15 protein-coding genes are annotated in these 19104 nt (G+C 74.6%); 10 read left to right on the top strand and 5 right to left on the bottom strand.

The window, feature by feature from the left end; all coding sequences use genetic code 11:
* Positions 1-35 precede the first annotated feature (35 nt).
* Together ACZ66Z_RS09500 and ACZ66Z_RS09495 are read left to right on the top strand one after the other, a co-directional pair.
* Positions 36-2714, top strand: a complete 2679-nt coding sequence (locus ACZ66Z_RS09500) for a CocE/NonD family hydrolase (RefSeq protein ID WP_469933402.1) — start codon at positions 36-38, stop codon at positions 2712-2714.
* Entirely contained in the window at positions 2711-3577 is an 867-nt protein-coding gene (locus ACZ66Z_RS09495; protein WP_469933401.1) for an ABC transporter permease, read from the top strand. The genes ACZ66Z_RS09500 and ACZ66Z_RS09495 overlap by 4 nt, the downstream gene beginning before the upstream one ends.
* A 6-nt stretch (positions 3578-3583) precedes the next feature.
* Here the strand turns inward: ACZ66Z_RS09495 and ACZ66Z_RS09490 are convergent, their stop codons facing one another.
* A complete protein-coding gene (locus tag ACZ66Z_RS09490) occupies positions 3584-4303 on the bottom strand; it encodes a helix-turn-helix domain-containing protein (protein WP_469933400.1) in 720 nt (239 codons plus the stop codon).
* A gap of 306 nt (positions 4304-4609) precedes the next feature.
* Between ACZ66Z_RS09490 and ACZ66Z_RS09485 the strand changes: the two genes are divergently transcribed.
* The 3 genes from ACZ66Z_RS09485 (at position 4610) to ACZ66Z_RS09475 (ending at position 8630) form a co-directional block, all read left to right on the top strand.
* Positions 4610-5092 (top strand): anthrone oxygenase family protein, encoded by a 483-nt coding sequence (locus ACZ66Z_RS09485; RefSeq protein WP_469933399.1) that lies wholly within the window; start codon positions 4610-4612, stop codon positions 5090-5092.
* A gap of 356 nt (positions 5093-5448) precedes the next feature.
* Entirely contained in the window at positions 5449-6345 is an 897-nt protein-coding gene (locus ACZ66Z_RS09480; RefSeq protein ID WP_469933398.1) for an AfsR/SARP family transcriptional regulator, read from the top strand.
* Between the two features lie 257 nt (positions 6346-6602).
* The gene (locus ACZ66Z_RS09475; protein ID WP_469933397.1) at positions 6603-8630 is read left to right on the top strand and encodes a helix-turn-helix domain-containing protein; all 2028 of its coding nucleotides are present in this window, start codon (positions 6603-6605) and stop codon (positions 8628-8630) included.
* Between the two features lie 15 nt (positions 8631-8645).
* Here the strand turns inward: ACZ66Z_RS09475 and ACZ66Z_RS09470 are convergent, their stop codons facing one another.
* Positions 8646-9908 carry an IS701 family transposase gene (locus ACZ66Z_RS09470; RefSeq protein WP_469933396.1) on the bottom strand — a complete coding sequence of 421 codons (1263 nt, stop codon included), beginning with the start codon at positions 9906-9908 and terminating at the stop codon, positions 8646-8648.
* Positions 9909-10270: 362 nt separating this feature from the next.
* On the opposite strand from ACZ66Z_RS09470, the gene ACZ66Z_RS09465 reads away from it, so the two are divergent.
* Together ACZ66Z_RS09465 and crcB are read left to right on the top strand one after the other, a co-directional pair.
* On the top strand, positions 10271-10687 hold the full coding sequence (locus tag ACZ66Z_RS09465; protein WP_469933395.1) for a FluC/FEX family fluoride channel: 417 nt from the start codon (positions 10271-10273) through the stop codon (positions 10685-10687).
* Positions 10684-11040: a fluoride efflux transporter CrcB gene (gene crcB, locus ACZ66Z_RS09460; RefSeq protein ID WP_469933394.1), complete on the top strand. Its 357-nt coding sequence runs from the start codon at positions 10684-10686 to the stop codon at positions 11038-11040. Before ACZ66Z_RS09465 ends, crcB begins: the two co-directional genes overlap by 4 nt.
* 3 nt (positions 11041-11043) lie before the next feature.
* Here crcB and pucL read toward each other — a convergent pair whose 3' ends face one another.
* Both pucL and ACZ66Z_RS09450 read right to left on the bottom strand, forming a co-directional pair.
* Positions 11044-11961 carry a factor-independent urate hydroxylase gene (pucL, locus tag ACZ66Z_RS09455; protein WP_469933393.1) on the bottom strand — a complete coding sequence of 306 codons (918 nt, stop codon included), beginning with the start codon at positions 11959-11961 and terminating at the stop codon, positions 11044-11046.
* Positions 11962-12164: 203 nt separating this feature from the next.
* Positions 12165-13313 carry a winged helix DNA-binding domain-containing protein gene (locus tag ACZ66Z_RS09450; protein ID WP_469933392.1) on the bottom strand — a complete coding sequence of 383 codons (1149 nt, stop codon included), beginning with the start codon at positions 13311-13313 and terminating at the stop codon, positions 12165-12167.
* Between the two features lie 52 nt (positions 13314-13365).
* On the opposite strand from ACZ66Z_RS09450, the gene ACZ66Z_RS09445 reads away from it, so the two are divergent.
* The 3 genes from ACZ66Z_RS09445 to ACZ66Z_RS09435 all read left to right on the top strand — a co-directional run bounded on the left by ACZ66Z_RS09445 (position 13366) and on the right by ACZ66Z_RS09435 (position 17473).
* Positions 13366-15015, top strand: coding sequence for a DUF2079 domain-containing protein (locus ACZ66Z_RS09445; protein ID WP_469933391.1), 1650 nt, complete (start codon positions 13366-13368; stop codon positions 15013-15015).
* Between the two features lie 101 nt (positions 15016-15116).
* The gene (locus ACZ66Z_RS09440) at positions 15117-15983 is read left to right on the top strand and encodes a hypothetical protein (RefSeq protein WP_469933390.1); all 867 of its coding nucleotides are present in this window, start codon (positions 15117-15119) and stop codon (positions 15981-15983) included.
* A 149-nt stretch (positions 15984-16132) separates the two neighbouring features.
* Positions 16133-17473: an esterase-like activity of phytase family protein gene (locus tag ACZ66Z_RS09435; protein ID WP_469933389.1), complete on the top strand. Its 1341-nt coding sequence runs from the start codon at positions 16133-16135 to the stop codon at positions 17471-17473.
* On the opposite strand, the gene ACZ66Z_RS09430 is transcribed toward ACZ66Z_RS09435, so the two are convergent.
* The gene (locus ACZ66Z_RS09430) at positions 17448-19055 is read right to left on the bottom strand and encodes an IucA/IucC family protein (protein ID WP_469933388.1); all 1608 of its coding nucleotides are present in this window, start codon (positions 19053-19055) and stop codon (positions 17448-17450) included. The genes ACZ66Z_RS09435 and ACZ66Z_RS09430 overlap by 26 nt on opposite strands.
* Positions 19056-19104: the final 49 nt, after the last annotated feature.

The raw sequence follows: 19104 nt of genomic DNA, 5'->3' as shown, positions 1-19104 counted from the left end.
CGCGTCCCGCCGGGGCACCGCCTAGGCTCGACGCCATGCGACTCCGACTTCCCCGGTGGGCCGCGGTCACCGCCGTCCTCGCCGTCCTCGCCGGCGGCGGCACCTGGACCGCCGTCGCCACGGACGAGGCACCGCCCGTGCGGCGCGCGGACCGGGCCCTCGACATCGACGGGGTGCGCATCGACACCTCGTACTTCACCGACGGCTCCACCGGCCGGCGCCCCGTCGTCCTCCTCGGCCACGGCTTCGGCGGCTCCAAGGACGACGTCCGGGCCCAGGCCGAGGACCTCGCCCGCGACGGCTACGCCGTCCTCACCTGGTCCGCCCGCGGCTTCGGCGCCTCCACCGGCGAGATCGGCCTCAACGACCCCGACCACGAGGTCGAGGACGTCCGGAAGCTGATCGACTGGCTCGCGGCCCGTCCCGAGGTCCTCCTCGACAAGCCCGGAGACCCGCGCGTCGGCGTCACCGGCGCCTCCTACGGCGGCGCGATCTCCCTGCTCGCCGCCGGCCACGACCCGCGCGTCGACGCGATCGCCCCCCGGATCACCTACTGGAACCTCGCCGACGCCCTCTTCCCGAACGGCGTCTTCAAGAAGCTGTGGGCCGGGATCTTCTTCTCCACGGGCGAGCCGCCCGCGGCCGGCCGGCCCACCGGTGGCCCGGCCTCCGGGCGCCCCGGGGCCGCGAAGGCCGGCTCCTGCGGCCGGTTCACCACCGAACTCTGCTCCCTCTACCGGCGCGTCGCCGTCTCCGGGAAGCCCGACCCCGAGGCCCGCGCCCTCCTCGAAGCCCGCAGCCCCTCGGCCGTCGCCTCCCGGATCGAGGTGCCCGCGCTCCTCGTCCAGGGCCAGTCCGACTCGCTCTTCACCCTCGCCCAGTCCGACGCGGCGGCCCGCGCCCTCACCGCCAACGGGGCCCCCGTCGCCGTCGACTGGATCGCCGGCGGCCACGACGGCGGCGACCGCGAGACCGAGCGCGTCGAGCGCCGGATCACCGCCTGGTTCGACCGCTGGCTGAAGCGCGACGCCTCCGTCGACACCGGCCCCGCCTTCCGCGTCAGCCGCACCGGCGGCGTCGACTCCACGGACGGGCGGTCCACCCTCCGCGCCGCGACCGCCGACCGCTACCCGGGGCTCGCCTCCGGCACCGCGCGCATCGCCCTCGGCGGGTCGCCGCAGACCTTCACCAACCCGCCGGGCGCCGCACCGCCCGCCGTGTCCGCCGTCCCCGGCCTCGGCGGCGGACTCCCCGGACTCTCCTCCCTCGGCGTCGGCCTCTCCCTCGACTTCCCCGGCCAGCACGCCCGCTTCGACACGAAGCCGCAGACCGCGCCCCTGCGGATCACCGGTACGCCGACCGTCCGCGTCAAGGTCACCTCCACCGCCGCCGACGGCTCCGCCGTCCTCTTCGCCAAGGTGTACGACGTGGGGCCCGACGGACGGCAGCAGGTGCTGCCCGCCCAGCTCGTCGCCCCCGTCCGCGTCGAGGACGCCAAGGCGGGGAGGAGCGTCACGCTCACCCTGCCCGCCATCGACCACGAGGTGGAGGCCGGGCACCGGCTGCGGCTCGTCGTCGCCGCCACCGACCTCGGCTACGCCTCCCCGGTCGTCCCCGCCGGCTACACCGTCGCCGTCGAGGGCCCGCTCACCGTCCCCACCGCGCCCGGCCTCTCCACCCGGGCCGCCGCCCTGCCCCGGTGGGTGTGGGGCCTGCCGCTCCTCGGCCTCGCCGGCGCCGCCGCCCTGCTGCTCACCGCCCGCCGCAGGACGGCCGCCCCCGCGCCCGACCCCGGACTCGCCGCCGTTCCCCTCCGGATCAGCGGCCTGTCGAAGAAGTACAGGGGCGGCGACAGGTACAGCGTCCGGGACCTGTCCTTCCGCGTCGAACAGGGCCAGGTCCTCGGCCTGCTCGGCCCCAACGGGGCCGGGAAGACCACCACCCTGCGCATGCTGATGGGCCTGATCACCCCCGACGAGGGCGAGATCCGGGTCTTCGGGCAGGCCATCAGGCCGGGCGCCCCGGTGCTCTCCCGCGTCGGCGCCTTCGTCGAGGGCGCCGGCTTCCTGCCGCACCTGTCGGGCCGGGAGAACCTGGACCTGTACTGGAAGGCCACCGGCCGCCCCGCCGAGGACGCCCACGTCGACGAGGCCCTGCGGATCGCGAACCTGGGCGGCGCCCTCGAACGCGCCGTCCGCACCTACTCGCAGGGCATGCGGCAGCGCCTCGCCCTCGCCCAGGCCATGCTCGGCCTGCCCGACCTGCTCATCCTCGACGAGCCGACCAACGGGCTCGACCCGCCGCAGATCCGCGAGATGCGCGAGGTGATGATCCGGTACGCGGCCGGGGGCCGGACCGTCATCGTCTCCAGCCACCTCCTCGCCGAGGTCGAACAGTCCTGCACCCACCTGGTCGTCATGGACCGGGGGCAGCTGGTGCAGGCCGGACCGGTCGCCGAGATCACCGGCTCCGGCGACACCCTCCTCGTGAGCCTGGCCGAGGAGATCGACGACGCGCTCGTCGCGAAGATCGACGCCCTGACCGGGATCGGCGCGGCGACCCGCACCGACGGGGGACTCCTGGTCCGCCTCGACGGCACCGACCCGACCGCCCTCATCGGCGAACTCGTCCGCCTGGACGTGCCGCTGACCGGAGTCGGCCCCCACCGGCGTCTGGAGGACGCCTTCCTGACCCTGATCGGAGGAGCCGCGTGACCGCCACGGCCACCACAGCCCCGAGTGCCCCCGGCTACCGGCCCGGTCGCACCCTGCCCCTGCGCGTCGAGGCCCTCCGCCAGTGGAAGCGCCGCCGCACCCTCGTCATGGGCGGCATCCTCGTCGCCCTGCCGTTCGTGCTGATCGCGGCCTTCGCGATCGGCGGCCCCGGGGGCGGCGGCCGCGAAGGCCGCGTCACCCTGATGGACACGGCGACGGCCTCCGGCGCCAACTTCGCCGCGACCTGCCTCTTCGTCTCGGCCGGTTTCCTCCTCGTCATTCCGGTGGCGCTGTTCTGCGGGGACACGGTCGCCTCCGAGGCGAGCTGGTCCTCCCTGCGGTACCTGCTCGCCGCACCCGTCCCGCGCTCCCGGCTCCTCGCCTCCAAGCTGGCGGTCGCCCTCGGCTACAGCGCGGCCGCGATGGTCCTCCTTCCGCTCACGGCCCTGGCCGCGGGCACGGTCGCCTACGGCTGGGGGCCGCTCCGGCTGCCCACCGGCGGCTCGGTCCCCGCCGGTGACGCCCTGCTGCGGATCGGGATCGCCGTCGTCTTCGTCTTCGCCTCCCAACTGGTCACCGCGGGCCTCGCCTTCTGGCTGTCCACCCGCACCGACGCCCCGCTCGGCGCGGTGGGCGGCGCCGTCGGCCTGACCGTCGTCGGCAACGTCCTGGACGCCGTCACGGCGCTCGGCGACTGGCGCGACTTCCTGCCCGCGCACTGGCAGTTCGCCTGGATCGACGCGCTCCAGCCCCGGCTGGAGTGGGGCGGCATGGTGAAGGGCACGGCGATCTCCGTGACGTACGCCCTGGTCCTCTTCGCGCTCGCCTTCCGCGGCTTCGCCCGCAAGGACATCGTCTCCTAGGAGGCGTCACAACCACCCCCTCCGAGCCGCTTCCGCGCCCGCGCGGAAGCGGCTCGTCGTGCCGAGGGCCGCCATCAGCTCTCCCACCCTGCGGCTGTACGTCCGCGCGGACATGCCGAGCCGGGCGGCCGCCGTCTCGTCCGTCACCCCCGACAGGAGGGCGTCGAGCACCGGGCGCAGCTGGGACGGCAGATCGCGCGGCGGGGGCGGGGGCGGTGCCGCGCACGTCGGCTCCTCGGCCGTCGCCCAGCAGGCGTGGTGGGTCCGGACGAGGGCCTGCACCACGACCGGGTCCCGGATCAGCAACAGCCCGTTGTACAGCAGCTCCAGGTCGAGCGGGACCGCGGCCACCGTCCGGTCGACGACGATCATCTTGAACGGGATGGCCTCCGCGAGGCGGGCCCGGCCGGGGAACCGGAGCCCTCCTTCGATACAGGACAGGGCGTGCCTCGGGACGATCCGCCTGACCTCCTCGGCCCGCTCCACCGCGGCCCGCATGCACGCTCCCGCCAGCTCCAGGAACGGCTCGGGGATCGCGAAGCCCGCGGACGCGACCGGGTCGTCGAAGGTCAGCAGCTCGTGCCGGGTGGAGGCGGCCAGCCCGGCGAGTGCGGCGCTGATCCGCCGCGCACCCCGGACCGGCCGCCCGGCGGGCCGCTGTCCCTCGGTCGCGGCCCGGTTCATCGCCGACCGGGCGAGCATCACGGAGCCCGCGCTCTCTGCCACCGCTGACCACCCCCGCCCGATCGATGTCCACTCCATGTACGCATGTGACTGCACACGGTGACAACCCCTGTTGAAAAGGATGGCGAATCCATGCCACGCCGCTTCACCCGCGTCGTCGTTGCCGCGTCGAGTTCCGTCCGCAACCCCTTCGACCGCTCCCCGCGGGACTCCCGTTCGTCACGTTCACAAGTGCCCTACGGGAAGGGGGAGATGGAAGGGGGCGAAGTCCCGTACGGGGAAGGGGGGGCGAAGTCCGGAGATCCCTACGGCTGACGCGCGCGGCGGGCCGCGGGACAGAATGGCCGCATGGCCACCCTGCTGCTCGCCCTCGCCGTCGGAAGCACCGGGCTCTACGCCGGTTTCCTGCTGATCTTCCAGACCGGGATCATGCCCGCGCTCGCCCGTCTGGCCGACCCGGAGTTCGTCACGGCGATGCGCCGGATCAACGAGTGCGTGCCGAGGGCCGTGTTCCTCGCGGTCTTCCTCGGCGTGGTCGCCCTCCCCGCCGCCGCGTTCCTCGTCCCCGTCGACGGGCGGACGGACGCGCAGGGGCGGCTGGTCCTCGCGGGGCTCGTGGCCGCGGTCCTCAACCACGCGGTGACCATCGGCGGGAACGTCCCGCTCAACACGGCCCTCGCGGCGTCGGAGAAGGCCCCGCCGGGCGACCCGGCGGGCGACCCGGCCGCGGTCCGGGCCGCCTTCGAGAAGCGCTGGAACGGTTTCCACCGCGTCCGTACGGCCCTGATCACCCTCGCGTTCGGACTCCTCACCGCCGCCGCGGTGCTCTAGGAGGCGCCCCGCGGAACCGTACCCCGGTGCCGGTTTCTGGCGTGAACTCGCGGGTGAGGAGTCCCTCCGCATCCACAAGGACCCTTCGAAAGCGTACCTTCGAGTCCGGAAACCGTCCTTCCGCATGCGCACGATCTGAGCCAGTGACGAGAACCCACTCCTAGATAACCGGACAAAGAGGGTGAATCACCCCGATATCCCGGGGTGTCATTCCGTACCCTCCGGTTTCTTATTGACATGACCCCGGGGGTCTTTTCTAATCATCGGGAGTCATCCGCGCGCAGGCGCCGCACAGACACTGAGGGGGCAAGGTGGACGTCCGGATTCTGGGGGGATTTTCGGTACGTGAGAACGGGGTGTCGATCACCCCCACGGCGGCCGCGCCCCGGCAGCTGCTCGCCCTGCTCACGGCCAGCGCGGACCAGGTCGTCCCCGTGACGGTCCTGACCGAGGAGCTCTGGCCGTCCGGCGCGCCCCGCGGCGCCCGCGCCGAACTGCAGGCGCACATAGCGGAGCTGCGGACCCTCATCACGGGCGCCCTGCGCGGCGCCGACCCGGGGGAACCGCGGCCCGGCTGGTCGGACCGCCGCAGCGCCGACGCGATCCTCGTCTCCCAGCCCGGCGGCTACCGCCTCGACACCGGCGGCGGACCCAACGACGTCTGGCAGTTCGAGCGCGCGGCCGGCGCCGGCTACCGGGCCATGGAGGCCGGCGACCTGTCCCGGGCCGCCCTCCGCCTCGGCGAGGCGCTCGCCCTGTGGCGCGGCGACCCCTACGCGGGCGTGGCCGCGGGACCCCGGCTCCGCCGGGAGGTCGAGCGTCTGGAGACGTCCCGGCTCAGCGTCCTCGACCAGTGGCTGGAGGCACAGCTGGGCCTCGGCCGGCACGCCGAACTCGTCTCCGAACTCACCGGACTCGTCGCCCGCTACCGCACCAACGAGCCCCTCCACGCCCACCTCATGGTCGCCCTGCTGCGCTGCGGACAGCACGACGAGGCCCTCCTGGTGTACGAGCGGCTGCGCGGGGCCCTCAAGGGCGAGAGCGGCATGGAACCCTCGGCGCGGCTCCGCCGGCTCCAGCGCTCGGTCCTCGCCGTGCGGGACACGGCCGGCCGCCCCGCCTACGGCCCCCGGATCCCCACGCAGTACGCCCCCAGCCGGCACGTCCCGGCCCCGTACGTCCCCGCCCAGTACGGCACGGCGCAGTACGGCCCCGCACGCCCCCGGCTCGTCCCGGCGGCCTCCGTCGGCTGAGCGACGCCGGGCCCCGTCGGCCGGATGAAGCCGGGTCGCGCCGGGCTCCGTCGGCCGGGCGAGGCCGGGTCGCGCCGGGCTCCGTCGGCCGGGCGACGGCCGTCGTGCGCCCGCCGTCCGACGGCGTGACCGCCCGTCAGCGGGAATGAAGTGCGGCAACTCACCGTTGACCGACTCCCGAAGCCGAATTATTTTCGGCGAGCAGTACGGGTTTCCTACCAGGTGCCCGATTTCGCTCGACCACGGGGGCAGGGGCCATGACAGTGCACGGCGCGGACGGAGCCGGTGGTGCCGACGCGCTGCTCACGGTCCTCGAACTGCTCGCCCGGCAGGCCCCGCCCGCCCACTTCGACGCCCTCCTCGACGAGGCCCGGCGGACCGGAGCGACCGGCGGGGAACTCCACCGCCTGGAGCGGGCCGTGGACCTCGCCGGCGAGGTCCACGCCGGACGCGCCCGCGACGCCCGCCGCGAGGCCGGACTCGCCGCCCTCACGGACACCGCCCGGGACCTGACCCTCTCCTACGACCTCGACAGCCTGCTGCGCGTCGTCATCCGCCGCGCCCGGCGACTCCTCGGCCTCGACCTCGCCTACGTGACCCTGCGCGGCCCGCACGGCGCCAGCTACGTCCACACCTCCGAAGGGTCCCGGCCCGCGACCGGCCCCGGCGCCCGCCTCACCCCCGGGCTCCGGATCGCCGAGGGGTACGGGCTCGGCGGCGCCGTCCAGCTGCACGGCGGCCCCGTCTGGACCGCCGACTACCTCGCCGACGAGCGCTTCGCCCCCTCCGGCTCCCTCGACGCCGGCGTCCACGCCCCCGCCTTCGACGAGGCCGCCGAATCCGCCCTGCGCGCCGAGGGCGTCCACGCGATCGTGGCCGCCCCGCTGCGCAGCGGGGACACCGTCGTCGGCGCCCTCTACGGAGCGGACCGGCGCGTCCGCCACCACACCCCGGAGGAGATAGGGCTCCTCGCGGGCCTCGCCGACCTCGCCTCCCTCGCCGTCGAGAAGACCGGTCTCCTCGACCGCACCCGCGCCGAGGTATCCGAACTGGAGCGCGACAGCTCCCGGGTGCGCACCAGCCTCGCCCGGATGCGGCACGTCAGCGAGGCCCACGGCCGCATCATGAACCTCGTCCTCGCCGGCGGCGACCTGTGCAACGTGGCCAAGGCGGCCGCCGACGCCCTCGACGGGACCGTGCTGATCCGCGACCCCGGCGGCCGGCCCCTCGCCGCCGCCGGAGACATCCCCGGCCTGGACGAGGAGGCCATCGCCAAGGCCTCCCTCGACGCGCACGCCCGCCGCCGCCCGGTCCTCACCGACGGCGACACCTGGGTCGCGCCGGTCATCGCGGGCTCCGAGGACCTCGGCGGCCTCGTCATCCGCGCCGCCGGCGGACTCACCGGCGAGGACGAACGCCTCCTCGAACTGGCCGCCCAGTGCGTCGCCTTCCTCCTCCTGATGCGCCGCTCCACCGCCGTCGCCGAAGGACCCGTCCGCGACGAACTCCTCGACGACCTCATCGCCGACCCGCCGCACGCCCCCCAGCAGATCGCCCAGCGGGCCCGCCGCCTCGGCGTCGACCTGCGCCGTCCGCACGTCCTCGTGCTCGCCCGGCCCGAGGGAGGCGAGCAGGGCCGGGCGGTGGTCTGGGCGTCCTCGTACGCGTACCGCCTCTCCGGCCTCAAGACCGTGCAGGGCGGCTGCATCGTGCTGCTGCTGCCCGGCATCGACGCCTCGGCCGCCGCCAAGGCCGTCGCCGCCGAGCTGTCCCCGCTGCTCGGGCACCCCGTCTCCGTCGCCGCCGCGGGACCCGCCCAGAGCCCGGACGGCGTCGGACGGATACACCAGGAGGCCCACCGCTGCCTGGACGCGATGAGCGCGCTCGGCGGCACCGGTTCCGCCGCCTCCGTGCAGGACCTCGGCTTCCTGGGGCTGCTGCTCTCCGACGACAACGACGTCGACGGCTTCGTCGAGGCGGCGATCGGACCCGTCCTGGACTACGACGCCGAGCGGTTCACCGACCTCACCCACACCCTGGAGGCGTACTTCGCCTCCGGCGGCAGCCCCTCGATCGCGGCCGAGGCGCTCCACGTCCACCCCAACACGGTCTCCCGCCGCCTGGAGCGGATCGGCGAACTCCTCGGCCCCGAGTGGCAGAAGCCCGGGCAGGTCCTGGAGGTCCAGCTGGCGCTGCGCCTCCAGCGCACCCGGGAGGTCCTGGCCCGCGGACGCGCGACGACGGACCCGGTCCGACAGCCGGGCCCGCCGGAGCGCAGCACGTGACGCGAACGCCCCGGTTCAGCTCGCCGAGCGTCCCGTGCCGTAACCCGTCCCGTACGCCGCGTCCCAGCCGCCGGCCATGACCGTCGCCGCGTGGGCCGCCGACGCCAGCGTGATGTGACGGTGCCAGCCGCGGAACGAACGGCCCACGAAGTCCCGCAGCCCCGCCCCCTCGCCGACCTCTGCGAAGTCCCGCTCCACCCGGCGGCCGAGCTTCGTGATCCGCAGCAGCGAACCGACCGGAGAGCTCGTCAGATCGCTGATCCACACCCGGGCCGGGGCCCGGCGCGGGTCGTCCCACTCGCCGAGCAGCACCAGCGGACGCATCCGCTCCCCGCCGGGCGCGGGCAGCGCGACCCGGACGGCCGTCGCGAGCGAGGTCCGCGAGGTCCGCGTGCCCGCCACCGTGTCCACCCAGCTCACCGGCCGGCGCAGCCCCTTGAGCGACTCCAGGATCTGGACGGCGGACAGCGGGCCCGCGCCGAAGCCCGGCAGCGAACGGTCGGCGATCGCGAGCCGCGAGCCCGGGTTGATCCGGGCCACCACCGGCACGCCCGCCCCGGCCAGCCGCGTCAGGGCGGCCCGCCCCGCGCCGCCCCGGATGTCGAGCAGCACCGGCTTGCGGGTGACGTCGGACCAGCGGGCGGTGTCGAGCGCCGCGGCGACCGCGCACTCCTCCATGGTCTCCTCGCCGGCCTCCTGGGGGACCTCCGCGCGGTCGCGCCGCGTGCGGTCGTTCACCCAGGGATCCGGCAGGAAGAGCCGCCAGTTGACCGGCACGCTCAGCTCGTCGCTCGCGAACCACACGCCGAACGCCTGCTGCCCGTGGAAGACCTGCCCGCGCTCCGGGTCGAAGCGCCGGTCCACGCCCACCGAGTGCTCCCCGGCCTTCGGGATCGGCATCGGCCGCACCACCCACGCCTGCGGGCAGCTGTGCCGCTCCAGGTACCGGGCGAGCGCGGCCCGCATGGGCTGCCAGTCCCAGGTGGAGCTGGAGACGAAGTGGTGCAGGCTCTGCTCGGCCGCCGGCCCGCCGATCTGGGCGGCGATGTTGCGGATCGACTTGCGGCCCTGCGCGGTGAGCAGGCCGTGCAGGTACTGCTCGGCCTTCAGGCGCTGGTCGCGGCGCGGGAAGCCGGAGAACAGCGCGGCACACAGCTCGGCGTAGACGTCCTCGCGCGAGTCGGCCGCGCCGCCGGAGGACCTGACGACGCCCAGGGGCACGGCCGGGGCGACGGCTCCGGTGGTGGCCCTGCGCTTGGTTGCGACGGATGTACTCACGACACTCCTGCCCTCAGGTTGCGCAGCTCCCTCCCGCTGCTCCACCACCCTCGCCCGGACCCGCCCGCGGGGACGAGGTGTACCCGGCACCCGATTCGGCCTCCGGATGGTGGTCCGGCCACCTCTCGTCGTGTCACCGCAGGTCAGACGCCTTGGGGTGGCTTCCTTTCCGGACATCCGGAACGCCCCGCGGGGGATCTGACAGATTCGGCGGCCCGGCTTTGACCCGTCGCACGGAGTGGCCGGACCATCGCAGAGCGAGGCCGCACGGGCCGGATCCCGGTTAATGCCCCAGGCCGGGACCCGCGTCCGTGCGCCTCGCCTCGACCGGGGGCGCGGACCGCTCTCGTAACCTTGGGCGCATGGGGCTGCGCGAGGGACTGCCGGTCGTCGCGGCGGTCGCCGTCGGCGGCGCCCTCGGCGCGACCGCGCGCTACGGCGCCGCGCTGGCCTGGCCCACCCCCGCCGGCGCCTTCCCCTGGACGACCCTCACGGTCAACGCCGCCGGCTGCGCGGTGCTCGGCGTCCTCATGGTCCTGCTCACCGAGACCACGACCGCCCCGCACCCGCTGCTCCGGCCCTTCCTCGGCACCGGTCTCTGCGGCGGGTTCACCACCTTCTCCACGTACAGCCTGGACGCCCAGCGGCTGCTGGGCGCGGGCGCCCCGGTGCGCGGTCTGCTCTACCTGGGCGGGACCCCGCTCGCCGCCCTCGCCGCCGTCGGGGCGGGCGTCGCCCTCGCCCGGGCGGTCGTACGGGGCCGGGGGAGGCACGCGTGAACTGGCTGCTCGTCGTGGCGGGCGCCGCCGTCGGCGCGCCCCTCCGCCACCTCACCGACCGCGCGGTCCGGGCGCGCCACGGCTCGGTCTTCCCGTGGGGCACCTTCACCGTCAACGTCGTGGGGTCGTTCGTCCTCGGTCTCCTGACCGGCGTCGCCTCGGCGCGGGCGGGGCTGCTGCTCGGCACGGGCCTGTGCGGGGCGCTGACGACGTACTCCACCTTCTCGTACGAGACGTTCCGGCTGTACGAGAACGGGGCGAAGGGCTACGCGGCGCTGAACGTGGCGGGGAGCCTGGCCGCCGGACTCGGAGCCGTGTGGCTGGGAGTGGAGGCGGCGGCCGGGCTCCGCTGATCCCTACGCGGTGATCCAGTCGCTCGTCGCGATCACCGGCTGGACGCCCTGACGGTGGACGGTGCCCTCGATCAGGCCGTACATCCGGTCGGCCGCGAAGTACACCTCGTTGTCGTTCTTCAGCCCGAACGGCTCCAGGTCCACCAGGAAGTGGTGCTTGTTCGGCAGGTTGAGCCGGACCTCGTTGACCGCGGAGACGTGGTCCAGGACCCGGTCCGCCATCGCGTGCAGGGTCTGCTGGAGCGAGTAGCTGTACGTCTCCGCGAACGCCTCCAGCATGTGGCGCCGCACCTTCGCGTACGAGGCGTCCCAGTCGTGCCCCGCGTCCGCCGCCGCCGGGGCCGAGTTCGCCCAGCGGGCGGTGACCTTGGTGGCCAGGATGCGGTCGTACGCCTCCTGGAGCGTCGTGTACTCGTCCTTGACGAAACCGTGGAACTCGGAGTTCGTCGAGTTCATCACGGTCAGCTCCTTGAGGCCCGACAGGACCTGGAGCCCGGTGGTCTCCGAGTACGTGACCTGCGCCGTGCGGACCTCCTGCCCCTTGCGGACGAAGGAGTGCTGCTCCTTGCGCGACGGCACGGAGATCCGTTCCCAGGCGTACTCCTCGATCCGGATCTGCGCCTCGTGGATCACCGGCTGCGAGGACACGAAGTGCCGGGCGAGGAGGATGCCGAAGGCCTCGGGGGAGTCGACGCCGTGCTCCTTGGCGAAGGCGTAGACCGTGTTCTTCGTGGTGTCGGTGGGCAGGCAGTTGCCGTTGTCGCCGGTCAGATGGACGTCGCGGTACTCACCGCGCAGCGCCACCGACACGTTCAGGTCGCGGATCTCGTGCCACGCGCCGTCGTTGCCCTTGCGGGTGACGGTGACGATGCGGTTCTCCGCCTTGCCGTACTGGTTCTGGGCGAGGACGTGCTTGCTCATGTGCTGCTCAGCTCCTGCGGGTACGTGGATACGGATATCCCGTACGCCCGGCGTCCAGCGCCCTCCGTCGTCCAGGAGGTCGCTCCCCGCCGTCCGGCCCGTGAACGGCGGACCGCCCCGGGACTGACGAGCATCCCGGTCCGTAGGTTTCGGCTCGAAGATATGTGCGTTCCGGGTGGCTGGCAATGGGCGGGGGAGCGTCACTAGGGCAGCACCCGGGTCTCGGCCGCCGGAACGCCCTTGACCCACCAGTGGTCGAAACGACGGTAGACGTGCGGGTCCCGGGCGGCGAGGAGACGACCGAGCGCCCCGGCCTCGGCCGCGAGCCCCTCCCAGTCCCCGGCCGCCAGCGGACGGAAGGCGCTCGCCTCGATCCCGCCGTCGACCGGCCGCCACACCCCGGCCACGTACCCGTCGACGAGGAGCGTCGGGAGCGCGTCGCCGTTCACCCGGACGACGTGCTTGCGGTACGCGGGCGGGACGAGCCGGCCGCGGTCCGCGTAGGCCAGCAGGACGTTGTCCCACATCGCCATCAGCCGGGGCGGGGCGCTCACGTCCTCGTCGGGACGCACCGCCCCCGGCACGTCGTACAGCACCGTCCCGTCGGCCCCCTCCAGACGCTCCAGCGCCCCCTCCCGCTCCAGGGACGTCACCGCCTCCCGCACCAGGCGGCGCGGGGCCGTCGTGAACTGCGCCGCGTCCGGTACGGACGCGGGACCGAAGCCCTCCAGATACCGCCGGACCAGGACGGCGAGACCGGCGGCGGACGCCTCCGGGTCGCCGAGCACCGGCAGTTCGGCCGCCGTGACGAAGGACTGCGCGGCGCCGAACGACCACGGCGGGCCCGTCGGCGCGTGCCACAGCGGCGCGTACTGCCGCACCATCCGCCAGACGACGGCCTCCACCGGACCGCCCAGGCCCTCCTCGACGTGCCGCCGCAGCTCGGCCCCGGTCCGCGCGCTCCCGGCGTACGCCAGGAGGCCGGGCAGCAGCGCGTCGGCGTCGGCGGCCGTGAACCCCGCCGCGGTGAACCGCGGATCGTGCAGCCGCGAACCGCGCAGCGTCGGCTCCATGCCCTCCCGGAAGGCCCGGTAGTCCTCGGCGTGCACCAGGTGCAGGGTGAGCCGCATCAGCGTCGACCTGACCGACTCGAAGCCGTTCACGACCCCGTCGAGACGGGCCGGGTCGAAGTCCGCGACCCGGTTCCACAGGGCCACGTAGGGCGAGCCGGGGTGCTGCGCCTGGAGGCCCACCACCTGTCGGACGGCGTCCGCGACGCCGAGCGGCGCGCGCTCCAGGAGCAACTGGCGGTGGAGCGTGGAGCGGTTGAGGGCGCGCGCGGTGATCACCATGGCGCGATTCTCCCTCCCGGCGACCCCCGGCACCCGACGTACTGTCGTGATCATGGGGAACGCACCGTCACATCCGTCGACCCGCCCGTCCGGCGGAGTCACCGGCCTCGTGCCGCGCCCGCGCCCGGCCGGCGAAGGAGAACGGGCGGCGGCGCCCTCCGGGCCGCGGGGGGCGCGGGGCAGGGGCCGGGGCGTCGCCCTCACCGCCCTCTGCTTCCTCGTCTGCGCGGGCCTCGGGTTGCAGTCCTGGACGGCCCTGCGGGCCACGGGCTTCGACCTCGGCATCTTCGACCAGGCCGTGCGGGCCTACGCGCACGGCGAGCTCCCCAGGTCGCCGATCAAGAACGTCCACCACGGGTTCCCGCCCGGCTTCTCGCTCCTCGGCGACCACTTCACGCCCGCACTCGCCCTCCTCGCGCCGCTCTACCTGCTGTGGGACGACCCGCGGACCCTGATCCTCGCCCAGGCCGCGCTGTTCGCGGCGGGCGTGCCGGTGGTCCGGCGCATCGCCCGGCACGCCTTCCAGGACGCGGCGCCCCGCGCCGGGCGCCGCGCCGCCGACCTCGGCGGACTCGTGTACGCGCTGGGCTGGCCGCTCCTCGGTTCCTCGTACAACGGCTTCCACGAGGTCGCCTTCGCCGTGCCGCTCACCCTGCTCGTGCTGGAGCGCGGACTCGCCCACCGGTACGGCGCCACCGCCTTCTGGGCGGCCCTGCTGTGCACCGCCAAGGAGGACATGGGCCTCGTCGTCGGCGCGTACGGCCTCGTCCTCGCGGTCCGCGCCCACCGCGCCGGCCACCGCGCGGGCCGCGCCACGGGCGCCGCGCTCGCCCTGGCCGGACCGCTCGTCTCCGCCCTGGTGATCTCCTGGTTCCTGCCGGCGATGGGCGGCCCCGAGGGCTACTACTGGTCGTACGGACGGCTCGGCGCCGACCCGGCGGAGGCCCTGGCCCACGTCCTCACCGCCCCCTGGGTCCTGCTCCAGGTCGCCGTCACCCCCTTCGTCAAGGTCGCCGCGGTGGCCTGGATCCTCGGCTCCCTCGCCCTGCTCCCGCTCGGTTCCCCGACCTTCCTGCTCGCCGTCCCCCTCCTCGCGGAACGCGTCCTCTCCGACAACCCCAACCACTGGCCGGTGATCAACCACTACGACGCCTTCCTCTGGCCGGTCCTCCTGACGGCGGCCCTGGAGACACTGGCCCGGCTGCACGGGCGGCGGACCCTCCTGCGCCGCTGGACCGCCACCGCGATCGCCCTCTCCTCCGCGGCGGCCGTCGTCCTCGGGCTCGGCCTCCTCGTGCGGCCGGACTCCTGGCGGCCCTCCCCGGACAGACGACCCCTCGCCACGGCCGCCGCGCTCGTCCCCGACGGCGCGACGGTCGAGGCCGACAACGCCGTCGCACCCCGCCTGACCGCCCGCACGGACGTGGTCATCGTCGACGGGACCCCACGCGGCGCCGACTGGGTCCTCCTGCGGACGAACGACCGGACCTTCCCCTTCGCCTCCGTCGAGGAACAGCGGCAGCGGGTCGCACTCCTCCTCGCCCACGGCTACACGACGGCCTGGCAGCGGGACGGCACCGTCCTCCTCCACCGCACCGCCCCCGCCGTCCCCGTCCCCGGCGCGCGCCGCCCGGGCCCGGACGCCGTCCCGGTCCGGGAGGCCGTCCCGGCGGACGTGGGCGCGCACCTGCTGCTGCGGTAGGGGCGTCGACGGGGCGGCCGTCCGGTTCCCGACGCCGCCGGTTCACCGGCGCCACGTCCACGGGTCACGCGGTCCTCACCCGCGGCCGTGAGCATCGGCGCATGACCTCCCTCTCCCGGGCCGCGCGCCCGGCCGCCGTCGGCCCGTCCGTCGCCCTCGCCGTCGCCGCCGCGCTCCTCGCCCCGACCACGCCGGCGTACGCCGCGTCCAACGCCGTCCCGTCGTACGAGGTGAAGATCAACCTCACCACGGCGGCCCTCGACGCGGGCTTCGCGCCGAGCACGGCGGTCAGGACGGCCTTCGGCATCACCGGCTCCGCCAAGGCCCGTTCGTACGGCTACTACGACACCGACGCGCTCGCGCTCGACGCCCAGGGCTGGAGCGTCCGCCTCCGCCACAAGAGCGGCTCGTCGTTCGAGGAGACGTACAAGAAGCGGTTCCCCGTCACGAACGGCGACATCGACGCCGCGCTCACCACGGCCAACGCCGCCGGCTTCGACAGCGGCGACACCAACTACAAGGCCGAGGTCGACTGGGGCTACGCCAAGCAGACCCTCAGCTTCTCCAACGAGAAGTCCCACAGCTCCAGCGGCTACTCGGGCACCGCGATGCCGACGAACACGACCGGCCGCACCTGGCTCGTCGACGACGTCCCCGGCAAGCTGGAGAACTGGGGCGCCGCCGGCTGGGGCAAGACCACCCTCCAGGCCTCCCGCGCCCACGGACCGGTGACCGCCAAGGTGTACGGCGGCGCCTGGGGCCCCTCCGACGACGCGAGCATCGAGGTGCTGCCGGTCGTCGGCGCGAACGGGACGGGCACGGAGTACGTCGTCGAACTGTCCTTCAAGACCGACTCGTACGCCGACGCGGCCGACCTGCACGCGGACGCCGTCGCCGTCGCCGAGTCCCACGGCTGGCTCCACCACGGGGACGTCCTCAAGACGCAGCTGATCCTCGACCGGTACTAGGACGAGGCGGGCCGGCCGGCGCCGGGAACGACCGCGCGTTCACCCAGGACTCGCCCCGCCGTCGCGAACACGTCGCCGTGCGTTGCGCGGAGGACTGGACCATGAGGCGGCCCTCACCGGCGACATTCCATGTGTTCAAGGGAGTTCTGATGAATCCGCGCCCCCTGCGCCGGCCCGCCCTCGTGGCCCTGCCGCTGTCCGCCGCGCTCGCGCTCTCGGTGGTCGTGGGAACGGCCGACGCCACGCCGGCGCACCACGGCGGGCCCGCCGCCCGGGTCGTCTCCACCGCGACCCTCCCCGACATCCCGCTCGCCGCCTTCAGCAACGCCCTGCTGCCGGGCAGCGTCGCCGACGACCGGGGCGTCGACCTCGGCGGCATCGGCAGCGACCTGTACCCGGCCGGGCGGCGCGGCGAGTACTGGACCGTCACCGACCGGGGCCCCAACGGCCAGATCGCCGTCGGCAAGGACAAGCGGCGCACCTTCCCCGTGCCCGGCTTCGATCCGGCCATCGTGAAGGTCCGCACCGCCGGCGACCGGATCCGGGTCCTGGAGTCGATTCCGCTCACCACCGCCTCCGGCGCCCCCGTCACCGGTCTGCCGAACCAACCCGGCCGCGACGAGGCCCCGTACGCGTACGACGCCTCCACCCCGCTCGCGTACGACCCGAACGGCCTGGACACCGAGGGACTCGTCCGCGACCGGGACGGCAGCTTCTGGCTGGTCGACGAGTACGGCCCCTCGCTCGTGCACGTCTCCGCGAAGGGCCGCGTCCTCGCCCGCCACGTCCCCGAGGGCCTCGGCCTGACCGGCACCGACTACCCGGTCGTCGAGTCGCTCCCCTCGATCTTCCTCCAGCGCAAGGTCAACCGCGGCTTCGAGGGCCTCGCGCTGCTCCCCGACGGCGACCTCGTCCTCGGCCTGCAGAGCCCGCTCCTCAACCCGGACAAGGTCTCCGGCGAGAACTCCCGCACGACCCGGCTGCTGCGCTTCTCGCCCCGTAAGAACCGGGTCACCGCCGAGTACGCCTACCGCTTCGACGCCGTCGGCGTCGTCGAGCCCGGCCAGACCAAGACCTCCGAGCTGAAGCTCTCCGCGCTCGTCGCCGTCGGCGGCGACCGCCTCCTCGTCCAGGAGCGCACCGACAAGGCCGCCCGCCTCCACGAGGTCCGCCTCCGCCGCGGCTCCGACATCCTCGGCTCCTCCTGGGACACCGCCACCGGCCCCACCCTGGAACAGCTCGACGACGCCGCCGCGGCCGAGGTGCCGGTGCTCGACAAGCGGCTCGTGATCGACCTGAACACCGTCGAGGGCGTCCCCGGGAAGATCGAGGGCGTCGCCGTCGAGGGCTCCTCGACCCTCGTCCTGCTCAACGACAACGACTTCGGCATGACGGACGGCCCGGAGGCCTTCGACGCGAACGGCCGCCTCGTCGACAGCGGCGTGGACACCACGCTCGTACGGGTCAGGCTGAACCGCCCGGTGCGCTGAGGCCTCCGCGGGAGGGCGGCCGCAGCGGATTGGCCATCGGCACGTAGCGGGCGTCGGCGCCGTCCGCGTCGAGCCAGCGCAGCAGGAGGTTGGTCTTCGCGGGCACGTGCGGCGAGTCGAGCAGCGCGGAGACCTCCGCCGGGCCGCCGTGCTCCGCCGCGTACCCGGCGAACACCGCCCGGGCCGGGGACCACAGCTCACCCGCGAGCTCCGGGTGGCGGTCGACGAGGGCGCCGGCGATCTCGGAGAGGTTGTTCGTCACCAGGCAGTACGCCAGCCGCTCCCAGCCGTGCGCCGCGCCGAGGGCCGGAGCGGGCCCCCGCGGCCCGTGCCGGTCCAGGAGCCCGCGGTGCCGCTCGGCGACGATCCGCACCCCCTCGTGGTCGCGGAAGACCACCTGCGCCGGCAGCCCGGTGGCGTCCACGCCCACGAGGACGTTCTGCAGGTGGCACTCCAGGACCAGGCCGTGCGCCCGCCAGGCGTGCAGCACCGGCGGCACGAGCAGGTCGAGGTAGCGCCGCCACCAGGCGAGGGCCCGCTCCGGCGTCAGCCCGTCGAGCGGGTTCCCGGGGAAGCCCTCGCCGATCCCCGCCGCGAGCAGCGGCGTCACCCCCGGCAGCAGACGCGGCCGCAGACCCTCGCGCGCGATCACCGCGAAGCCCTCGTAGGCGTGCTGCCCGCCGAGGTCGGCGGTGCGGTAGCCCCGGTCGGCGAGGAACGCCGCCGTGGGCAGCGGATCGAAGACGGGCGCGAGGAGCTCGCCGATCGTCCGCAGCCACAGCAGGTCGCGCAGCTCCAGACGGCGGTTCCCGTTGGTGATCCGCACGTCCAGGCTGAACTTGCAGAACAGGTCGGCCTCCGGCAGGTACACCGTCCGCACGGAGGAGGTCGGCACGGCCAGGCCCGCCCGCGGCGCGCCGGGACCGAGCCGCAGCAGCCGCCCGTCGCGGAACGCGGCCGGCTCACCGAGCAGGTCCAGCTCCCAGGGGTGGACGGGCAGGACGACGTAGCCGTCGGGCGCCCCCGTCCCCAGCACGTCCAGGAGCGACGGGTCGCCGTCCTCCGCGACCACGTCGGCCCGCACGCCGAGGAGCTCCAGCGGGAATCGGGCGTACGCCTCCGGCGCGTACGGCAGCCAGCTCTCCGGGTCGCCCGCCCCGCGCGACTTCGGCGCCGGGTGGTACCGGTGCCCCGCGAGCAGCGCCTGCTCCGACCGCAGGTACGGGTCCTCCGGCGGGCACGCGGACGCGCGCGCGTCCCGCAGCGCCGCGACGGCGTCCCTGCTGTCGGTCATCTCGGCGACGACGGTCCTGTTGGTGACGCCGGTGCGCCGGCCCAGCTCGTCGGAGGTCAGTGCCACGAGGGCCTCGAAGGTCAGCGGGAGCCAGCCGCCGTCGGTGCGGACGCACGGTTCGGCGGGCCGGCGGCCGGCCCGTACCCGGAGCAGCCGGCCGGTCGCCGGGAGCCGGTGCACGGCGTGGTCGGGATCCGCGTGCGGTTCGCTCTCGGCCACCTCCCGGATCAGGCAGTTGAGCAGGGCGGTGGCCGAGAGGGCGTCGGCCACGCCCTTGGCTTCGCTCACGACGGCGCCTTCCACCCGGTCCCCGGCGGGCCGTCCACCGGTAGGGACA

This window comes from Streptomyces sp. NPDC107498 (genome assembly GCF_055582805.1).
This window is presented reverse-complemented; position numbering and strand designations above follow the sequence as displayed.